This window comes from Burkholderia sp. MS455, from assembly GCF_016899445.1.
Lineage (GTDB): Bacteria > Pseudomonadota > Gammaproteobacteria > Burkholderiales > Burkholderiaceae > Burkholderia > Burkholderia pyrrocinia_C.
The window spans coordinates 3,048,760-3,067,231 of the sequence record NZ_CP041779.1 but is presented as its reverse complement, the minus strand read 5'-3'; the positions used below and the strand labels follow the sequence as shown (position 1 = coordinate 3,067,231).

Annotated in this window: 16 protein-coding genes; 12 read left to right on the top strand and 4 right to left on the bottom strand. The window is 67.3% G+C overall.

Going from position 1 to position 18,472, the window contains the following annotated elements; translation table 11 throughout:
* Positions 1 to 64: 64 nt before the first annotated feature.
* Together FPJ27_RS33230 and FPJ27_RS33225 are read left to right on the top strand one after the other, a co-directional pair.
* Positions 65 to 1,660: an MDR family MFS transporter gene (locus FPJ27_RS33230; protein WP_072445135.1), complete on the top strand. Its 1,596-nt coding sequence runs from the start codon at positions 65 to 67 to the stop codon at positions 1,658 to 1,660.
* A 34-nt stretch (positions 1,661 to 1,694) separates the two neighbouring features.
* Positions 1,695 to 2,141: a MarR family winged helix-turn-helix transcriptional regulator gene (locus FPJ27_RS33225; protein ID WP_072445134.1), complete on the top strand. Its 447-nt coding sequence runs from the start codon at positions 1,695 to 1,697 to the stop codon at positions 2,139 to 2,141.
* 117 nt (positions 2,142 to 2,258) lie between these two features.
* On the opposite strand, the gene FPJ27_RS33220 is transcribed toward FPJ27_RS33225, so the two are convergent.
* Together FPJ27_RS33220 and FPJ27_RS33215 are read right to left on the bottom strand one after the other, a co-directional pair.
* Positions 2,259 to 2,840: a DJ-1/PfpI family protein gene (locus tag FPJ27_RS33220; RefSeq protein WP_034179017.1), complete on the bottom strand. Its 582-nt coding sequence runs from the start codon at positions 2,838 to 2,840 to the stop codon at positions 2,259 to 2,261.
* Positions 2,841 to 3,008: 168 nt separating this feature from the next.
* Positions 3,009 to 4,289: an amino acid deaminase gene (locus tag FPJ27_RS33215; RefSeq protein ID WP_204424507.1), complete on the bottom strand. Its 1,281-nt coding sequence runs from the start codon at positions 4,287 to 4,289 to the stop codon at positions 3,009 to 3,011.
* A 119-nt stretch (positions 4,290 to 4,408) separates the two neighbouring features.
* Between FPJ27_RS33215 and FPJ27_RS33210 the strand changes: the two genes are divergently transcribed.
* The 4 genes from FPJ27_RS33210 (at position 4,409) to FPJ27_RS33195 (ending at position 7,860) form a co-directional block, all read left to right on the top strand.
* Entirely contained in the window at positions 4,409 to 5,347 is a 939-nt protein-coding gene (locus tag FPJ27_RS33210; protein WP_072445132.1) for a MurR/RpiR family transcriptional regulator, read from the top strand.
* Between the two features lie 2 nt (positions 5,348 to 5,349).
* The gene (locus FPJ27_RS33205) at positions 5,350 to 6,831 is read left to right on the top strand and encodes a D-aminoacylase (protein WP_204424505.1); all 1,482 of its coding nucleotides are present in this window, start codon (positions 5,350 to 5,352) and stop codon (positions 6,829 to 6,831) included.
* Positions 6,832 to 6,956: 125 nt separating this feature from the next.
* On the top strand, positions 6,957 to 7,343 hold the full coding sequence (locus FPJ27_RS33200) for a Rid family hydrolase (protein WP_204424502.1): 387 nt from the start codon (positions 6,957 to 6,959) through the stop codon (positions 7,341 to 7,343).
* Positions 7,344 to 7,440: 97 nt separating this feature from the next.
* Positions 7,441 to 7,860: a VOC family protein gene (locus FPJ27_RS33195; protein WP_204424499.1), complete on the top strand. Its 420-nt coding sequence runs from the start codon at positions 7,441 to 7,443 to the stop codon at positions 7,858 to 7,860.
* Positions 7,861 to 7,917: 57 nt separating this feature from the next.
* On the opposite strand, the gene queF is transcribed toward FPJ27_RS33195, so the two are convergent.
* Both queF and ilvA read right to left on the bottom strand, forming a co-directional pair.
* Positions 7,918 to 8,742: an NADPH-dependent 7-cyano-7-deazaguanine reductase QueF gene (gene queF / locus FPJ27_RS33190; protein WP_204424497.1), complete on the bottom strand. Its 825-nt coding sequence runs from the start codon at positions 8,740 to 8,742 to the stop codon at positions 7,918 to 7,920.
* A 12-nt stretch (positions 8,743 to 8,754) separates the two neighbouring features.
* On the bottom strand, positions 8,755 to 10,278 hold the full coding sequence (ilvA, locus tag FPJ27_RS33185; protein WP_204424494.1) for a threonine ammonia-lyase, biosynthetic: 1,524 nt from the start codon (positions 10,276 to 10,278) through the stop codon (positions 8,755 to 8,757).
* A gap of 569 nt (positions 10,279 to 10,847) precedes the next feature.
* On the opposite strand from ilvA, the gene FPJ27_RS33180 reads away from it, so the two are divergent.
* The 6 genes from FPJ27_RS33180 (at position 10,848) to FPJ27_RS33155 (ending at position 18,471) form a co-directional block, all read left to right on the top strand.
* Positions 10,848 to 14,873, top strand: coding sequence for a DUF3683 domain-containing protein (locus FPJ27_RS33180; protein ID WP_204424492.1), 4,026 nt, complete (start codon positions 10,848 to 10,850; stop codon positions 14,871 to 14,873).
* Between the two features lie 87 nt (positions 14,874 to 14,960).
* A complete protein-coding gene (locus tag FPJ27_RS33175) occupies positions 14,961 to 15,404 on the top strand; it encodes an HIT family protein (RefSeq protein ID WP_034179010.1) in 444 nt (147 codons plus the stop codon).
* Positions 15,401 to 15,814 carry a DUF971 domain-containing protein gene (locus FPJ27_RS33170; protein WP_034179009.1) on the top strand — a complete coding sequence of 138 codons (414 nt, stop codon included), beginning with the start codon at positions 15,401 to 15,403 and terminating at the stop codon, positions 15,812 to 15,814. The genes FPJ27_RS33175 and FPJ27_RS33170 overlap by 4 nt, the downstream gene beginning before the upstream one ends.
* A 52-nt stretch (positions 15,815 to 15,866) precedes the next feature.
* Positions 15,867 to 16,598: a bifunctional demethylmenaquinone methyltransferase/2-methoxy-6-polyprenyl-1,4-benzoquinol methylase UbiE gene (gene ubiE, locus FPJ27_RS33165; protein WP_072443509.1), complete on the top strand. Its 732-nt coding sequence runs from the start codon at positions 15,867 to 15,869 to the stop codon at positions 16,596 to 16,598.
* 41 nt (positions 16,599 to 16,639) lie between these two features.
* Complete coding sequence (locus FPJ27_RS33160; protein WP_034179007.1) at positions 16,640 to 17,680, top strand: TIM44-like domain-containing protein; 1,041 nt, start codon at positions 16,640 to 16,642, stop codon at positions 17,678 to 17,680.
* Positions 17,681 to 17,844: 164 nt separating this feature from the next.
* The gene (locus FPJ27_RS33155; protein ID WP_072443507.1) at positions 17,845 to 18,471 is read left to right on the top strand and encodes an SCP2 sterol-binding domain-containing protein; all 627 of its coding nucleotides are present in this window, start codon (positions 17,845 to 17,847) and stop codon (positions 18,469 to 18,471) included.
* Position 18,472 lies beyond the last annotated feature (1 nt).

The following is an 18,472-nucleotide window of genomic DNA, read 5'->3' as shown; positions in this document are numbered from 1 at the left end:
AGATTACTCCGACATGCTAGAATTTTGAGATTGTTTGACTCGTCAAAAGTTGCATCAACAAAAAATGGCCGTCCATACTGCCGCCCACCATTCGAGCGGGCAAGTCCTGCCGTTCCGCGAATCGCTGCTGGCGATGATCGGGATCTCGTTCGTCACCATGCTCGTCGCGCTCGACCAGACCGTCGTCGGCACCGCGCTGCCGACCATCGTCGCCGAGTTGAGGGGCTTCGACCTGTACGCGTGGGTCGCGACCTCGTACCTGCTCAGTTCCGTGATCACGGTGCCGATCTTCGGCCGCCTCGGCGACTACTACGGCCGCAAGCCGTTCGTGATCGTGTCGATCGTCGTGTTCACCGGTGCGTCGGTACTGTGCGGGATGGCCAACGACATGCTGACCCTCGTGCTCGCGCGCGGGCTGCAGGGGATCGGCGGCGGGATGCTGGTCGGCACCGCGTTCGCGTGCATTCCCGACCTGTTCCCGGATTCGGTCGTGCGGCTGCGCTGGCAGGTGCTGATGAGCTCGGCCTTCGGGATCGCGAACGCGGTCGGCCCGTCGCTCGGCGGCGTGCTGACCCAGTCGTTCGGCTGGCGCTCGGTGTTCTACGTGAACCTGCCGGTCGGCCTGCTGTCGCTGCTGTTCGTGTGGCGCTACCTGCCGCACCTGCGCCACGTCGAGCACGATCGCAAGATGCGGCTCGACTGGCCGGGCGCGCTGCTGATCGCGCTGTCGCTCGGCGCGCTGCAGCTGTTCGTCGAATGGCTGCCGAAGTACGGCGTCGCGAGCTGGGCGTCGCTGCTGCTCGTCGTCGCGGTCGCGGCGGGCGTCGGCCTGTGGCACTGGGAGAAGCGCTGCGCGCAGCCGATTCTGCCGTTCGACATGTTCGGCAACCGCGCGCTGTCGGCGCTGTTCGTGCTCGCGATCCTCGCCGGCTTCTCGATGTTCTCGCTGCTGTTCTACGCGCCGCTGCTGTTCCAGGGCGGCTTCGGGATGTCGCCGAAGGAGGCCGGGCTCGTGATCACGCCGCTCGTCGTGTTCATCACGATCGGCAGCATCATGAACGGCCGCGTCGTCACGCGCATCCGCAATCCGAACGCGATGCTGCACGTCGGCTTCGTGCTGTTCGCGATCGCATGCGCGGGCATCGTCGTGTCGACGCACACGACGCCGACCTGGATGCTGATGGCGCTGATGGTCGCGGGCGGCATCGGGCTCGGCTTCGTGCTGCCGAACCTCACGGTATTCGCGCAGCAGGCGGCCGGCCGCGAGCATCTCGGCATCGCGACGGCGCTGCTGCAGTCGCTGCGGATGGTCGGCGGGATGATCGGCACCGCGCTGACGGGCACGCTCGTCAACCAGATGTATTCTGGCGGCGTGCGCAATGCACTCGCGGCCGACCATGCGATGCAGTGGCATGCGCAGCTCGCCGATCCGCAGATCCTGATCGACCGGGCGGCGCAGGGCGGTCTCGTCGCGGAGCTGACGCGCGCCGGGCATAATGGCGCGCTGCTGCTGGAAGCGGCCCGCGAAGCGCTCGTCGGCGCGATTCACCTGGGCGTCGCGATGGCGGCCGTCGTCGCCGTGGTGTCGGTATGGCAGTGCCGCCGCGTGCCGCCGATCGCGCTGCGGCGCAAGATCGAGCCGCACGTCGCGGCCGATTAACGATTCAACGATTCACCGGAAACGAAATCAGCGCATGGAAGAACAGGACCGCGTCGCGATCTTGCAGCAATTCGGACGCACGTATCGCGCGTTCATGACCGCGTTCGAAGCGCACGTCGGGCAGCCGATGCCGCGCTGGCGCGTCATGGTCGCGTTGCACACGATGGGTGGACATTCGTCGCAGAAGAAGCTCGTCGAAGTGCTGCGCATCGATCCGGGCGCGCTCACGCGCCAGTTGAAGTCGCTCGACGCGCTCGGCTGGATCGAGCGCGAGTCCGACGCACGCGACAACCGCGTGACCAACGTGACGCTGACGGACGACGGCCGCGCCGCGTTCGATGCATGCCTGCCGCGCCGCAAGGCGTTTCTCGAACAGACGGTGGCGCAGTTGCCGGACGACGTGCTGAATGCGTTGTCGGGCGCGCTGGCGATGCTGGAATCGCGGATCGCGGACGTCGGTTCGACGCCGGTCGCGCGCTGAAGCGCGGCGCGGGCACGCGCGCACGCCGCGCCCGCGACCGATCGCCACCGGCAAGCGGGCATGAAATCCCGCCGCCGGCCGGCGCTTCATCTCATCTCATCTCAATTCACTTCAGGTTCACAGCTCGATGCGCGTGCCCAGCAGCGCGAGGAACTGCGCGAGCCATGCCGGATGCGCGGGCCACGCAGGTGCGGTGACGAACGGCGCGTCGGTCACGGCCGCGTCGACCGGGATGTCCGCGTATTCGCCGCCCGCGAGCTTCACCTCGGGCGCGCAGGCCGGGTAGGCCGAGATGCGCTTGCCGCGGATCACGTCGGCGGCCGCGAGCAGTTGCGCGGCGTGGCAGATCGCGGCGATCGGCTTGCCGGCCGCAGCGAACTCGCGCACGAGCGAAATCACCTTCGGGTCGAGTCGCAGATATTCGGGTGCACGGCCGCCCGCGATTGCGAGCGCGTCGTAGCGCGATGCGTCGACGTCGTCGAACGCCGCGTTCAGCGTGAACTGGTGGCCGGGCTTTTCGGTATAGGTCTGGTCGCCCTCGAAATCGTGGATCGCGGTCTTGATCTTGTCTCCCGCGCGCTTGCCCGGGCAGACTGCGTCGACGTGATGGCCGACGGCCTGCAGCGCCTGGAACGGCACCATCGTTTCGTAGTCTTCGGCGAAATCGCCGGTCAGGAACAGGATCTTCTTCGCGGCCATGGCTTTCTCCAGTGAAGCAGCGTTGAGGGCCCCGTTCGCGCCGTGTGCGGCAGACCGACGCAACGGCCGCGAGGAGCCCCGAGGACGAAAGCGCAGTGTACTCCGGCAGCTTGAAGCGCGCGTGACGGCCGCCCCGCGCGAGCGGCGGGGCGGCGCGCGCAACGTGCGTCAGAAGAACGTTTCGACCACTTCCGTCACGCGGAACTGCGGATCGAGCACGAGCACCTGGCGCCACTTGTCGAACGTCAGGCACGGGTGCGAGATGTCGAACGCGACCATGTCGCCGACCTTCACGTCGGCGCCCGGCGGGATCTGCAGGTACGCGTGCTGGTCCATCATCCCGGTGACGGCCCAGCCTTCGGTGGCGGCGACGTCGCGCGGCGCGGTGTCGCGGCCCGGGCGGAAGTGGCGCGCCGGCTCGGGCAGGCCCGCGTCGAACGCCGCGTCGCGCTTGCCGAGCGCGACAATCGCGCGATTCTGCTCCGGCACCGACTGCACGTACGCCCACAGCTGCAGCGCGGGCAGCAGCCCTTCGCCCATCGTGCGTGCGATCGGGTTGCGCGCGAACACGTCGGTCTGCGCCTTCTTGTAGATGCCGACATCGTGCGTCAGGTAGCAGCCCGGACGCAGCACGACTTCCGCGAAGCCTGCGTCGGACGCCTTCGCGAATTCTTCCGCGACCACGTCGTACCACGCCGAACCGGCGCCGGACAGGATCGCCGGCGTGCGCGCGAAGCGGCCGGCGTCGGCCAGCTGGCGCGTAAGCGCGACCGCGTCCTGCAGGAACGCGCGGATCTCGCCTTCCTCCTTCAGCACGCCTTCGTAGAGTTCGATGCCGGCCAGCTTCAGCGTGTCCGGATAGCGCGCGAGCGCGGCGAGCACGGCCTCGCGCTGCGCGGCGTCGCGTACGCCCGCGCGGCCGCCCGGCACGCCGAGCTCGAGCAGCACGTTCAGCGTTTTTTTCGCGTCGCCGAAGAAGCGGCCGAGCTGGTCGACGCCCTCGGCGGAATCGACGAGACAGAAGAATTCGAAGTCGGGATCGGACAGCAGCCCGGCGATGATCGTCATGTTCTGGCGGCCGACGAGCTGGTTCGCGAGCAGCACGCGCCGCACGCCGCCGTGATACGCGGCCTGCGTCTGGTGCGCGGTCGCGAGCGTGATGCCCCACGCGCCCGCATCGAGCTGGCGGCGGAACAGTTGCGGTGCCATCGTCGTCTTGCCGTGCGGCGCGAACTTGACGCCATACCGCTGGACGAAGGCCTGCATCCAGTTCAGGTTGTGTTCGATGCGATCCTCGTAAAGCACGGCAGCCGGCAGGCTGACGTCTTCCGCGAGCAGGTTCCACTCGAGGCGGCCCGCGTCGCCGAGCGGCACGCTGGCGCTCGGCAGGTTGCCGAGGCCCTTGCCGAAAGGATCGATCGTCGCTTCCTGATAGTTTGTAACTTTCATGTCATCCCGCTCCATCATCACTATGCATTGCACTGAAGTTGACATGCCGATGGTACAGAAAGTAGCATCGGCGCGGTGATGTTATTTAGTAACATCAAGCTTCGCAACCTTTCCCGCAGATGAATACGCCCGCCACCCCGTCCGCTCCGCTCGCGGCCGAGCCCCATCCGGCTTCGGCCGCCCCGCCGGTCCTCGACATCGTCGCGAGGATCGCCGAATGCGCGCCCGAGCTGCGCGAAGCCGAGCGCAAGGTCGCCGCGTTCATCCTCGCCGATCTCGCGCGCGCCGCGCATGCGAGCATCGGCGCGCTCGCGCGCGACGCGGAGGTCAGCGCCGCGACGGTCACGCGTTTCGCGAAGGCCGTCGGCTGCCGCGACGTGCGCGAACTGAAGGTGCTCGTCGCGCAGGCGGCGGCCGTCGGCCAGCGTTTTCTGGTGCCGTCCGACGATGCCCCGGCCGCCGACGCGAGCCCCGCGTCGGTCGTCTACGACGAGATTCGCGTGGCGCTCGCGCACAACCACCAGTTGCTGCGCAACACGTCGTTCGACGCGGCGGCCGACCTGCTTGCCGGCGCGAAGATGATCTATGTGTACGGGCAGGGCGGCGGCTCGACCATGCTCGCCGACGAGCTGCGCTTCCGGCTCGTGCGCTTCGGCCGGCCGGTCGCGAGTTACCAGGACAGCCTGCTGCAGCGGATGGTGTCCGCGACGCTGTCGCGCGACGCAGTTGTCGTCGCGTTGTCGGTGAGCGGGCGCGTGCCCGAGCTGCTCGAGAGCTGCCGGCTCGCGAAACGCTACGGCGCGAAGCTGATCGCGATCACCGCGCCGGCTTCGCCGCTCGCGAAGCTCGCCGACCACCTGATCCCGGTCGTCGCGTTCGAAACCGATTTCATTTACAAGCCGTCGACATCGCGCTACGCGATGATGATGGCGATCGACGTGCTCGTCACCGGAGTCGCGCTGCGGCTCGGCGATGCGGGCCGAGAATCGCTGCGCCGCATCAAGCATGCGCTCGATGCGCATCGCGGCGGCGGAGACCGTCAACCGGTAGGAGACTGACCATGCATTCGCATCCCGAAGCCGCCGATACACTGATCGTCGGCGCGCAGTTGTACGACGGCACCGGCGCACCGCCCGTCACGCGCGACGTCGCGATCCGCAACGGCGTGATCGCGGCGATCGGCAACCTGTCGAACTGGCTCGCCGAGACCGTCGTCGAGGCGAACGGCCGCGCGCTCGCGCCGGGCTTCGTCGACGTGCACACGCACGACGACACGCACGTGATCCGCGCGCCGCAGATGCTGCCGAAGATCTCGCAGGGCGTGACGACGGTGATCGTCGGCAACTGCGGGATCAGCGCGTCGCCGGTGACGCTCGCGGGCGATCCGCCCGATCCGATGAACCTGCTCGGCGAGCGCGGCGCGTTCCGGTACCCGACCTTCGCCGACTACGTCGCGGCCGTGAACGACGCGCGCCCGGCCGTGAACGTCGCGGCGCTCGTCGGCCACACGGCGCTGCGCAACAACCAGATGGACCGCCTCGACCGTGCGGCGACCGGCGGCGAGATCGCCGCGATGCGCACGCAGCTCGAGGAGGCACTCGCGAACGGCGCGCTCGGCTTGTCGTCGGGCCTCGCGTATGGTTCCGCGTTCGCGGCGCCGGCCGAGGAAGTGATGGCGCTCGCCGAGCCGCTCGCGAATGCGGGCGCGCTGTACACGACGCACATGCGCACCGAGTTCGACGCGATCCTCGACGCGATGGACGAGGCGTATCGCGTCGGCCGCCATGCGCAGGTGCCGGTCGTGATCTCGCACCTGAAATGCGCGGGCCCGTCGAACTGGGGGCGCAGCACCGAAGTGCTCGCGTCGCTCGAGGGCGCGCGCCGCTACCAGCCGGTCGGCTGCGACTGCTATCCGTACAGCCGCAGCTCGTCGACGCTCGACCTGAAGCAGGTGACCGGCGACATCGACATCACGATCACGTGGTCGGAGCCGCACCCGGAAGTCGCGGGCAAGCTGCTGAAGGCGATCGCGGCCGACTGGGGCGTAACCGAGCAGGAAGCCGCGCAGCGCATCCGCCCGGCAGGCGCCGTGTACCACAACATGTCCGAGGACGACGTGCGGCGGATCCTGTCGCACCCCGCGACGATGGTCGGCTCGGACGGCCTGCCGAACGATCCGCTGCCGCACCCGCGGCTGTGGGGCGCGTTTCCGCGCGTGCTCGGCCATTACGTGCGCGACACGAACCTGCTGCCGCTCGAGGAGGCGATCCGCAAGATGACGTCGCTGTCCGCGCGCCGCTACGGGATCGCGCGGCGCGGAGAGGTGCATGTGGGCTATCACGCGGATCTCGTGCTGTTCGATCCGGCGCGCGTGATCGACGCCGCGACGTTCGAGAAGCCGCAGCAGCCCGCGCACGGGATCGATGCCGTGTGGGTGAACGGCGTGCTGACCTACGAGAACGGCCAGCCGACCGGCGAGCGCGCCGGCGGCTTCGTCGCGCGCGGCGAGCGCGTGCCGGTGGGCGCCGACGCCGCGTTCTGAGCGCGGCGGTTGTTCCGATCTTCGCGCGCGCCGCTGCCGGCGCGCGCATCCGCAACCGAGCGTTGCATGGGATCCGGGGCGGTGCTGAAGCGCCTGCCCGGGTCGACAAAACAAGGAGTGAAACGATGAAGCGATATGGCGTAGGCGAAGCGAAGGGTACCGGCGGCCAGGTGATGCCGTTCGCACGTGCGGTCGAGGCTGACGGCTGGCTGTATGTGTCGGGCCAGACGCCGATGGTGAACGGCGAGGTCGTCGAAGGCGGGATCGTCACGCAGTCGAAGCAGACGATCGAGAACGTGATCGCGATCCTGAAGGAAGCCGGTTATGGGCTCGAGCACGTCGTGCGCTGCGGCGTGTGGCTCGACGACGCACGCGATTTCGCGTCGTTCAACAAGGTGTTCGTGTCGTACTTCGGCGAGCATCCGCCGGCACGCGCGTGCGTGCAGTCGAGCATGGTCATCGACTGCAAGGTCGAGGTCGACTGCATCGCGTACAAGGCGCAGGCGAAGTAACGCGGCGACGGCGAGCCGATACGCAACGGGCTCGGCGCATTCATGTGCGCCGGGCCCGTTTTATCGTGTGCCGCACGATTGTGAGGAGAGGAAATGCATGGAATGGGCTGCGCTGGTGCCGGAGCTGGTCTGCACGGACCTTGCCGGAAGCATTCGCTTCTATCGTGATGTGCTGGGATTCCGGATCCGCTTCGAGCGTCCGGAAGACGGATTCGCATACATCGAGATCGGCTCGGCCCAGCTCATGCTTGAACAGCACCGTCCGGAGAGCTGGCTGACGGGCCCGCTGGAACCGCCGTTCGGCCGTGGGATCAATCTGCAGATCGAGGTCGATTCGCTCGAACCCATCTACGCCCGGATCCGCGCCGCAGGCGTGGCGATGTTCGTCGAACCGTGCACTTCCTGGTATCGGCAGGACGATATCGAGCACGGCCAGATCGAGATGCTGGTGCAGGACCCCGACGGTTACCTGCTGCGCCTGGTGGAAATCCTCCCGGAGCGGCCGCTGCAAGGATGACTCCGGGCAGTTCGCCGTCCGGGATGCCGTGGCCCCTCGTCGAGAGGGGGCGCTCGCTCACTGCCGCGCCGTCCGCGCGTTGTCCGGCATCGGCTGGTTGTAGTTCGTGCGGAACGGGTTGATGTCGAGCCCGCCGCGGCGCGTGTAACGCGCGTACACCGCGAGCTTCACCGGTTTGCACGCATGCAGGATGTCGAGGAAGATTCGCTCGACGCACTGCTCGTGAAAGCCCGTGTGATTGCGGAACGAGATGATGTAGCGCAGCAGGCCGGCATGATCGATCTGCGGCCCGACGTAGTGGATCTGCACGCTGCCCCAGTCGGGCTGACCGGTGACCGGGCAGTTCGAGCGAAGCAGGTCCGACACGAGCGTCTCCTCGACCGGCGCTTCGTTCTCGGCGGCCGACAGCAGCGACGGATCGGGTTCGTACACGTCGGTGTCGAGGTCGAGCCGGTCGAGCGACAGCCCGTCGAGCTCTTCCATCTCCAGCTTGCCGAAATCGTGCGCCGACACGAGCTGCACCGACACGCTCGCGCCGCACGCGGCCGACACGTCGCGCTTGAGCACGTCGCGCACCGCGTCGACCGAGTCGAACTTAGATTGTGCGAACGAACCGAGATACAGCTTGAACGATTTCGATTCGACGATGTTCGGCGATTCGGCCGGCACGAAGAACGTCGCGACCGCGACCTGCGGCTTGCCGCGCGCGTTGAGCCACGACAGCTCGTACGCATTCCAGATGTCGGTGCCGAAGAACGGCAGCGCCGACGCGATGCCGAGCTGCTCGCGCGCGCCCGCGCGCGGGATCGGGAACAGCAGCGACGCATCGTACCGGGCTGCGTAGACGGTGGCCTTGCCGAGCGGGGAATGTTCGGGATTCATTGCGTGACGCCTTTACGACAGGAAGAGGCGGTAAGCCGGGTTGGCGCTCTCTTCGACATACGGATAGCCGAGTGCCGCGAGGAAGCCCTCGAACTCGGCGCGATCGGCCTGCGGCACCTGCAGCCCGACGAGGATCGAGCTGTAGTCCGCGCCCTGGTTGCGGTAGTGGAACAGGCTGATGTTCCAGTCCGGCGCCATCGACGACAGGAACTTCATCAGCGCGCCCGGCCGCTCCGGGAATTCGAAGCGGAACAGGCGCTCGTCGAGCGCGAGCGGCGAGCGGCCGCCGACCATGTAGCGGATATGTTCCTTCGACAGCTCGTCGTGCGTCAGGTCGACGGTCTTGAAGCCGTGCGACTCGAAGTTCGCGGCGATCTCCGCCGATTCGCCGCGCCGGCGGATCTGCACGCCGACGAAGATGTGCGCGGACTGTGCGTCGGCGATCCGGTAGTTGAACTCGGTGACGTTGCGGTCGCCGACGAGCGAGCAGAAGCGCTTGAAGCTGCCGCGCTCCTCGGGGATCGTGACCGCGAACACGGCTTCGCGCGCCTCGCCGACCTCCGCGCGCTCGGCGACGAAGCGCATCCGGTCGAAATTCATGTTCGCGCCGGACGTGACCGCGACGAGCGCCTGGTTCTCAATCCCCTCGCGTTCCGCGTACAGCTTCGCGCCCGCGACCGCGAGCGCGCCGGACGGCTCGAGTACGCTGCGGGTATCCTGGAACACGTCCTTGATCGCCGCGCACAGTGCGTCGGTGTCGACGGTCACGACGTCGTCCAGGTATTCGCGGCACAGCCGGAAGGTTTCCTCGCCGACGAGCTTCACCGCGGTGCCGTCCGCGAACAGGCCGACCTCGGTCAGCTCGACGCGTTCACCGGCCTTCAGCGACTGCGCCATCGCGCACGAATCCTCGGCCTGCACGCCGATCACCTTGATCTCCGGGCGCACGGCCTTCACGTATGCGGCGACGCCGGACGCGAGGCCGCCGCCGCCGATCGGCACGAAGATCGCGTGGATCGGGCCCTGGTGCTGGCGCAGGATCTCCATCGCGATGGTGCCCTGGCCGGCGATCACGTAAGGATCGTCGAACGGGTGGACGAACGTGAGGCCGCGCTCTTCCTGCACCTTGACCGCATGCGCGTAGGCATCGCTGTACGACTCGCCGGCCTGGATCACCTCGACGCCCGGGCCGCCGTGCGCGCGCACCGCGTCCACTTTCACCTGCGGCGTCGTGACGGGTACGACGATCACCGCCTTGACGCCCATCCGGGCCGCCGAGAACGCGACGCCCTGCGCGTGATTGCCCGCCGACGCGGTAATCACGCCGCGCGCAAGCGCGTCGGCTGGAATGTGCGCCATCTTGTTGTACGCGCCGCGCAGCTTGAACGAGAACACCGGCTGGTTGTCCTCGCGCTTCAGGTAGACGGCATTGCGCAGCCGGGCCGACAGGTTGCGGGCGGGTTCGAGTTCCGTCTCGATCGCGACGTCGTAGACGCGCGCGGTGAGGATTTTCTTCAGGTAATCGTGGGATGCCATGGGCGCTCGCGTGCAGTGCGGAAGCAGACGGTAAAGGATCAATGATAGCGCCAAGGGTCCGCCCACATGCAAGCGGCATGCCGGGCGAGCGGTCGCGGGGCGGCGCATTCGCGACGCCGGGCGTCCCGTTTTTACCGGTTTAACCGCGCGGTTACCGACCGGACGGGCGGCGAATGATCGCACGAATCCGCGCCGAACCAGGCCTGGCGCGGCTTGCGGGGATAGCCCCACGACCTGTCCGGCGTGTCACGCATGGCCCGATCATGGGTTAGAATTCCGTTTTGAATCAAGGATCGGAAGATGCAGAGGCACCCTCGGATCGCCCCGTTGAAGCCGACGCCGCGCGCAGCCAGCCCCGCGGCGGAACGGCACGCGCGCCGCGCGCGATCGTGCTGATGGTTCCGAGTGCCGCCAGGCCCTGTCGCCGGCCAGGAGGGGCGAATCAACGCCCGCTCCGGCCCCATGAAGGACAGCCGCGCGCCTGGTAACAGAACAGATTTCCCCAAGATTGCGCCCACGCGCTTGCCGACGCCCGTGCACGGGGTATCGGCCCTCCGAGTCGTCCGAACATGAACGCACCACAAGTTTTCGATCCGAATGGCGCGGCCGCCGCCGTCGCCGCCGACCCCGCGCCCCGGTTGCGCGAGATCCCCTACAACTACACGTCCTTCTCGGATCGCGAGATCGTGATCCGCCTGCTCGGCGAAGAGGCGTGGTCGGTGCTCGACGAACTGCGCGCCGAACGCCGTACGGGTCGCTCGGCACGGATGCTGTATGAAGTGCTCGGCGATATCTGGGTCGTGCGCCGCAATCCGTATCTGCAGGACGACCTGCTCGACAACCCGAAGCGCCGCGCGCTGCTGATCGAGGCGCTGAACCACCGCCTGACCGAGATCGGCAAGCGCCGCAGCGCGGATCTCACCGCGCACCGCGACGACGCGGGCCGCGAGCGCGCGGTTCGCGTCGAGATGCTCGAAGCCGCCGCGCAGCGGGCGGTCAACGAGTTCGCCGACGAATTCGAGAAAATGGCCGACCTGCGCCGCCGCGCGACCAAGGCGCTCGGCCGCTGCACGCAGAAGGACAACATCCGCTTCGACGGGCTGTCGCGCGTGTCGCACGTCACCGACGCGACCGACTGGCGCGTCGAATACCCGTTCGTCGTGCTGACGCCCGATACCGAAGCCGAGATCGCGGGCCTGATCAAGGCCTGCTTCGAGCTCGGCCTGACGGTAATCCCGCGCGGCGGCGGCACCGGCTACACGGGCGGCGCGGTGCCGCTCACGCCGTTCTCCGCGGTGATCAACACGGAGAAGCTGGAACAGCTCGGCGCGGTCGAGCTGACCGAGCTGCCGGGCGTCGCGCACAAGGTGCCGACGATCTTCTCCGGCGCGGGCGTCGTCACGCGCCGCGTGACCGAGGCGGCCGAGGCGGCCGGCTACGTGTTCGCGGTCGATCCGACTTCGCTCGACGCGTCGTGCATCGGCGGCAACGTCGCGATGAACGCGGGCGGCAAGAAGGCCGTGCTGTGGGGCACCGCGCTCGACAACCTGGCCTGGTGGCGGATGGTCGACCCGGACGGCAACTGGCTCGAAGTCACGCGCCACGAGCACAACCAGGGCAAGATCCACGACATCGCGGTCGCGCGTTTCGAGCTGAAGTGGTTCGACGGCGCGTACGCGCCTGGCGAGAAGCTGCTGCGCAGCGAGATGCTCGAGATCGAAGGCCGCCGGTTCCGCAAGGAAGGGCTCGGCAAGGACGTGACCGACAAGTTCCTCGCCGGCCTGCCGGGCGTGCAGAAGGAAGGCTGCGACGGGCTCATCACGTCCGCGCGCTGGGTGCTGCACAAGATGCCCGCGCACACGCGCACCGTCTGCCTCGAATTCTTCGGCCAGGCGCGCGAGGCGATCCCGAGCATCGTCGAAATCAAGGACTACCTGTTCGAAACGTCGAAGCAGGGCGGCGCGATCCTCGCGGGCCTCGAGCACCTCGACGAGCGTTACCTGCGCGCGGTCGGCTACGCGACCAAGAGCAAGCGCAATTCGTTCCCGAAGATGGTGCTGATCGGCGACATCGTCGGCGACGATGCGGATGCAGTGGCGCACGCGACGTCCGAAGTGATCCGGATGGCGAACGGCAAGAGCGGCGAGGGCTTCGTCGCGGTCAGCGCGGAGGCGCGCAAGCGCTTCTGGCTCGACCGCAGCCGCACGGCCGCGATCGCGAAGCACACGAACGCATTCAAGATCAACGAGGACGTCGTCATCCCGCTGAACCGGATGGGCGAATACACCGACGGCATCGAGCGGATCAACATCGAGCTGTCGCTGAAGAACAAGCTGCAGCTCGTCGATGCGCTCGAAGCGTTCTTCCGCGGCGGCAACCTGCCGCTCGGCAAGACCGACGACGCGAACGAGATCCCGAGCGCCGAGCTGCTCGAGGATCGTGTCCAGCAGGCGCTGGAGCTGCTCAAGCGTGTGCGCGCGCGCTGGGAATTCGTGCGCGACCGGCTCGACCAGCCGCTGCGCGAGGCGCAGCACTATCTCGTGCAGCTCGGCTATGAGGCGCTGGCCGAGAAGTTCGCGGATCGCGCGGACGAGCAGCCGGGCGCGACCGTGTTCCACATCACGCAGGACCGCACGGTCCGCATCTCGTGGAAGCAGGAGATCCGCGCTGAGCTGCGCGCGATCTTCAACGGCGGCGCGTTCAAGCAGATCCTCGACGAAGCGCAGGCGATCCACAAGCAGGTGCTGCGCGGCCGCGTGTTCGTCGCGCTGCACATGCACGCGGGTGACGGCAACGTCCACACGAACATCCCGGTCAACTCCGACAACTACGAGATGCTGCAGGACGCGCACGCGTCGGTTGCGCGCATCATGAAGCTCGCGCGCTCGCTCGACGGCGTGATCTCCGGCGAGCACGGGATCGGCATCACGAAGCTCGAGTTCCTGACCGACGACGAGATCGCCGAATTCCGCGCGTACAAGCAGCGCGTCGACCCGAACGGCCGCTTCAACAAGGGCAAGCTGCTCGACGGCGCCGATCTGCGCAACGCGTACACGCCGAGCTTCGGGCTGATGGGCTACGAGTCGCTGATCATGCAGCAGTCCGACATCGGAGCGATCGCCGATTCGGTGAAGGACTGCCTGCGCTGCGGCAAGTGCAAGCCGGTGTGCGCGACGCACGTGCCGCGCGCGAACCTGCTGTACAGCCCGCGCAACAAGATCCTCGCGACGTCGCTGCTGGTCGAGGCGTTCCTGTACGAGGAACAGACGCGCCGCGGCGTGTCGATCAAGCACTGGGACGAGTTCAACGACGTGGCCGACCACTGCACGGTGTGCCACAAGTGCGCGACGCCGTGCCCGGTGAAGATCGACTTCGGCGACGTGACGATGAACATGCGCAACCTGTTGCGCAAGATGGGCAAGAAGAAATTCAACGCCGGCAATGCGGCGGGCATGTTGTTCCTGAACGCGACCAATCCGCAGACGATCAACGCCGCGCGCAGCGTAATGATGGGCGTCGGCTACAAGGTGCAGCGCTTCGCGAACGACATGCTGAAGAACGTCGTGAAGAAGCAGACGCAGCACCCGCCGGCGACCGTCGGCAAGCCGCCCGTCGTCCAGCAGGTGATCCACTTCGTCAACAAGAAGATGCCGGGCAACCTGCCGAAGAAGACGGCGCGCGCGCTGCTCGACATCGAGGACAACAAGATCGTGCCGATCATCCGCAACCCGAAGTCGACGACCGTCGATTCGGAGGCGGTGTTCTACTTCCCGGGCTGCGGTTCCGAGCGGCTGTTCTCGCAGGTCGGCCTGGCGACGCAGGCGATGCTGTGGGAAGCGGGCGTGCAGACGGTGCTGCCGCCGGGCTACCTGTGCTGCGGTTATCCGCAGCGCGGCTCGGGCCAGTACGACAAGGCCGAGAAGATCGTCACGGACAACCGCGTGCTGTTCCACCGCGTGGCGAACACGCTGAACTACCTCGACATCAAGACGGTGGTCGTGTCGTGCGGCACGTGTTACGACCAGCTCGCAGGCTACGAATTCGACAAGATCTTCCCCGGCTGCCGGATCATCGACATCCACGAGTTCCTGCTCGAGAAGGGGATGAAGCTCGACGGCGTGACGGGCACGCGCTACATGTATCACGACCCGTGCCATACGCCGATCAAGACGATGGACCCGGTCAAGCTCGTCAACGAGCTGATGGGCACGGAGAAGGACGGCTACAAGATCGAGAAGAACGACCGTTGCTGCGGCGAATCGGGCACGCTCGCGGTCACGCGCCCGGACGTGTCGACGCAGGTCCGCTTCCGCAAGGAAGAGGAAATCCGCAAGGGCGCGGCGAAGCTGCGCAGCATCCCGGTCGTCGCCGGCGATGCCCCGGCGACGACCGCAGCGGCCGCGAACGGCCCGGACGTGAAGATCCTGACGAGCTGCCCGTCGTGCCTGCAGGGCCTGTCGCGCTACAACGAGGATGCGAACATCGAGGCCGACTACATCGTGGTCGAGATCGCGCGCCAGGTGCTCGGTGAAAACTGGATGGCCGATTATGTCGCACGTGCGAACCATGGCGGGATCGAGCGCGTGCTGGTCTAATGCGGGCATGACGACCGCCCGACCGGGCTTGGGATGAGAGCGGGCGCCGGCGCCGATGCGCGGGCGCCCGCCCACATGGGAGCGACGATGGAATGCGTGTTTTGCCGTGAAGACGGCGGCGAGCTGCTCTGGCGGGACGATGCGCTGCGCGTCGTGCTGGCGACGGGCGAGCACGACTACCCGGGCTTCTGCCGGGTGATCTGGGGTGCGCACGTGGCCGAGTTTTCCGATCTCGGCGAGCCCGAGCGGGCACACCTGATGCGCGTGGTCTACGCGGTCGAGCGGGCCGTGCGCCGCGTGATGCAGCCGAACAAGGTGAATCTCGCGAGCCTCGGCAACATGGTGCCGCACGTGCACTGGCACGTGATCCCGCGCTTCTCGAACGACGCCCATTTCCCGCAGCCCGTATGGGCGCCGCGCCAGCGCGGCGTGTCCGAGGCGCTGCTGCGCACGCGCGCCGCGCAGGCCTCGCTGCTGCACAATGCGGTGCGCGAGGAAATTCAACGAACGACCGATTCGAGGCAGCCATGAGCGGTTTGACTTCCACGACGCCGATTCCGTCCGGCGTCGTCGTGCACGCGGTATCGCGCGTGCTCGAATTGCAGTACCCGAACGGCGACAGCTACCGGATTCCGTTCGAGCTGATGCGCGTCTATTCGCCGTCGGCCGAGGTGCGCGGCCACGGGCCCGGCCAGGAGACGCTGCAGACGGGCAAGCGCGAGGTGACGATCACCGCGCTCGAAGGCGTCGGCAACTATGCGCTGCAGCCGACGTTCTCCGACGGCCATTCGACCGGCATCTACTCGTGGGACCTGCTGTACGAACTGGCGACGCAGCAGGACGCGCTGTGGCGCGACTATTTCGACAAACTGAAGGCGGCGGGCGCCGATCGCGACGCCCCGATGCAGGCGGCCGCGGCGCCGCACGGCCACTGCCACTGAAATCGACGGCGCCCGCTCGGCGCCGTCTTGCCATTTACTGAGGATCAACGCGATGAGCAAAACCCACTTCGGCTTCGAAAGCGTCGAGGAAAACGAAAAAGCGAAGAAAGTGGCGGGTGTGTTCCATTCGGTCGCGAGCAACTACGATCTGATGAACGACCTGATGTCGGCGGGCATGCACCGCGCGTGGAAGGCGTTCACGATCGCGCAGGCGAACGTGCGCCCCGGCTTCAAGGTGCTCGATATCGCGGCCGGCACCGGCGACCTGACCAAGTCGTTCGCGAAGGCGGCCGGGCCGACGGGCGAGGTCTGGCACACGGACATCAACGAATCGATGCTGCGCGTCGGCCGCGACCGGCTGCTCGACAAGGGCATCGTGACGCCGTCGCTGCTGTGCGACGCGGAGAAAACTCCCTTTCCGGACAACTACTTCGATGTCGTCACGGTCGCGTTCGGGCTGCGCAACATGACGCACAAGGACGCCGCGCTGGCGGAAATGCGCCGCGTGACGAAGCCCGGCGGCCGCGTGATGGTGCTGGAATTCTCGAAAGTCTGGGATCCGCTGAAAAAAGCGTACGATCTGTATTCTTTCAAAGTATTACCGTGGCTTGGCGACAAGTTCGCGAAAGATGCTGAAAGTTATCGGTATCTTGCTGAATCTATCCGGATGCACCCCGATCAGGACACGCTGAAGACGATGATGGAACAAGCGGGCCTCGATGCCGTCAAATATTACAATTTGTCAGGTGGCGTGGTAGCTTTACACATGGGAACCAAGTACTAAGGGGTTCTTTCCATACATTCGCCTTACATCTGGAGAAAGTGATGTCCGAATCGCGTTCGTTGTTCAACCGTAGCAAGCCGTCGAAGCCGTGGGCTCGACGGGTCGGCACGCTGCTGATGGTCGGCCTGCTCACGGCCGGCACGTTCGCGTCGCTCGACGCCGAAGCCAGGCGCATGGGGGGCGGGCGCAGCATCGGCCGCCAGAATTCCACCGTCACGCAGCGCCAGGCCACGCCGCCCGCGCAGCAGCCGATGCAGCAGGCCGCGCCGTCGCAGGCGCAGCGTGCCAACCCGGCCGCGCCCGCGCCGGCCGCACAGCCCAACCGCTCGCGCTGGCTCGGGCCGATCGCCGGCCTCGCGGCCGGTCTCGGCATCGCGGCGCTGCTGTCGCACTTCGGTCTCGGCGAAGCGTTTGCCGGCATGATGTCGAACATCATCGTGATCGCGCTGCTCGCGATGATCGGCATCTGGCTGGTGCGCAAGTTCATGAACCGCCGTCGCTCGCAGGAGCCGGCGTATTCGGTCGGCGGTTCGGCATCGTCGTCGGGGGGCTACTCGCAAAGCCCGTCGTTCCAGCAGGGCAATACCGGCAGCAACCAGGCGGGCAGCGGCAGCAGCTACGCGAACGAAGCGCAAGGCGTGTTCGGCGGCGGTGCCGCGGCTGCCGGCGCGGCAGCGGGTGCGATGGCCTCGGCCGCACCGCTCCAAGTGCCGGCCGGCTTCGACACCGAAGCGTTCCTGCGCAGCGCGAAAGTCTATTTCGTGCGCCTGCAGGCTGCGTGGGACCAGGGCAACCTGGCCGACATCCGCGAGTTCACGACGCCCGAAATGTTCGCCGAGATCAAGATCGACCTCGATTCGCGCGGCAACGAGTCGAACCAGACCGACGTCGTGCAGCTCGACGCGGAACTGGTCGCGATCGAGGATCGCGGCATCGAGCAGTCGGCGAGCGTGCGCTTCCACGGCCTGATCCGCGAATCGGCGAATGCGTCGGCCGCGCCGTTCGACGAAGTGTGGAACCTGTCGAAGTCGGGCAGTCAGGGCTGGCTGCTCGCGGGCATCCAGCAGCTCAACACGCACTGAGCGTGACCGGCGGCCCGCGCCGCCGGATGCCCGGGCGAGCGCCGCCGCACTGCGACCGCTTGCCGCCCGGGTGTACGGTCGGGCACGGTCTGCCGACGATCCGACGTTACAATAGAAACCCGCGTGGGCGCCCGGCCTGCGCGGGTTTTTTCTTTCCCAGCCCGATGACCTTTGCCGCCAAGCCTTTTGCTGCTGCTGTCAATCACCTGCTCGCGCGCGAATCGTGGGCGCGCGACCGCCTGATTCCGTATGCGGGCAAGACTGCCCGGATCGACGTGCCCCCCGTCACGCTCACGCTGCTGGTGCAGCCCGACGGCTACCTGTCGGCTGTCGACGCGCACGATGCGCAACAGGTCGACGTGTCGATCGCACTCGCGGGCGACACGGTCGCCGCGTTCCTGCAGGGCGGCCAGGCGGCGGTGATGAAGCACGTGAAGATCGACGGCGATGCGGAGTTCGCGACGCAGATCGCGAAGCTGGCCGAGCACCTGCGCTGGGAACCGGAAGAAGATCTCGCGAAGCTGGTCGGCGACGCGGCGGCACACCGGATCGCGACGGTCGTGCGCGATGCCGGCGCGCGCGCGCGACGTACCGGCCGCAACGTGCTCGATTCCGTCGCCGAGTACTGGCTCGACGAGAATCCGCAAGTCGTCCGGCGCACGGCGCTCGGCGGCTTCGACGCCGAACTGGCGCGCGCACGCGATGCGCTCGCGCGGGTCGAAAAGCGGGTCGAGCGACTCGAACAAAAAATCGGCGCGCGCACGGGTTCAGGCCCGCGCGGCGCGCACTGAG

Excerpts from the sequence above, each read along its gene's own strand:
- FPJ27_RS33230 (WP_072445135.1), top strand. The coding sequence starts at position 65 with ATGGCCGTCCATACTGCCGCCCACCATTCGAGCGGGCAAGTCCTGCCG.
- FPJ27_RS33225 (WP_072445134.1), top strand. The coding sequence starts at position 1,695 with ATGGAAGAACAGGACCGCGTCGCGATCTTGCAGCAATTCGGACGCACG.
- FPJ27_RS33220 (WP_034179017.1), bottom strand. The coding sequence starts at position 2,840 with ATGGCCGCGAAGAAGATCCTGTTCCTGACCGGCGATTTCGCCGAAGAC.
- FPJ27_RS33215 (WP_204424507.1), bottom strand. The coding sequence starts at position 4,289 with ATGAAAGTTACAAACTATCAGGAAGCGACGATCGATCCTTTCGGCAAG.
- FPJ27_RS33210 (WP_072445132.1), top strand. The coding sequence starts at position 4,409 with ATGAATACGCCCGCCACCCCGTCCGCTCCGCTCGCGGCCGAGCCCCAT.
- FPJ27_RS33205 (WP_204424505.1), top strand. The coding sequence starts at position 5,350 with ATGCATTCGCATCCCGAAGCCGCCGATACACTGATCGTCGGCGCGCAG.
- FPJ27_RS33200 (WP_204424502.1), top strand. The coding sequence starts at position 6,957 with ATGAAGCGATATGGCGTAGGCGAAGCGAAGGGTACCGGCGGCCAGGTG.
- FPJ27_RS33195 (WP_204424499.1), top strand. The coding sequence starts at position 7,441 with ATGGAATGGGCTGCGCTGGTGCCGGAGCTGGTCTGCACGGACCTTGCC.
- queF (WP_204424497.1), bottom strand. The coding sequence starts at position 8,742 with ATGAATCCCGAACATTCCCCGCTCGGCAAGGCCACCGTCTACGCAGCC.
- ilvA (WP_204424494.1), bottom strand. The coding sequence starts at position 10,278 with ATGGCATCCCACGATTACCTGAAGAAAATCCTCACCGCGCGCGTCTAC.
- FPJ27_RS33180 (WP_204424492.1), top strand. The coding sequence starts at position 10,848 with ATGAACGCACCACAAGTTTTCGATCCGAATGGCGCGGCCGCCGCCGTC.
- FPJ27_RS33175 (WP_034179010.1), top strand. The coding sequence starts at position 14,961 with ATGGAATGCGTGTTTTGCCGTGAAGACGGCGGCGAGCTGCTCTGGCGG.
- FPJ27_RS33170 (WP_034179009.1), top strand. The coding sequence starts at position 15,401 with ATGAGCGGTTTGACTTCCACGACGCCGATTCCGTCCGGCGTCGTCGTG.
- ubiE (WP_072443509.1), top strand. The coding sequence starts at position 15,867 with ATGAGCAAAACCCACTTCGGCTTCGAAAGCGTCGAGGAAAACGAAAAA.
- FPJ27_RS33160 (WP_034179007.1), top strand. The coding sequence starts at position 16,640 with ATGTCCGAATCGCGTTCGTTGTTCAACCGTAGCAAGCCGTCGAAGCCG.
- FPJ27_RS33155 (WP_072443507.1), top strand. The coding sequence starts at position 17,845 with ATGACCTTTGCCGCCAAGCCTTTTGCTGCTGCTGTCAATCACCTGCTC.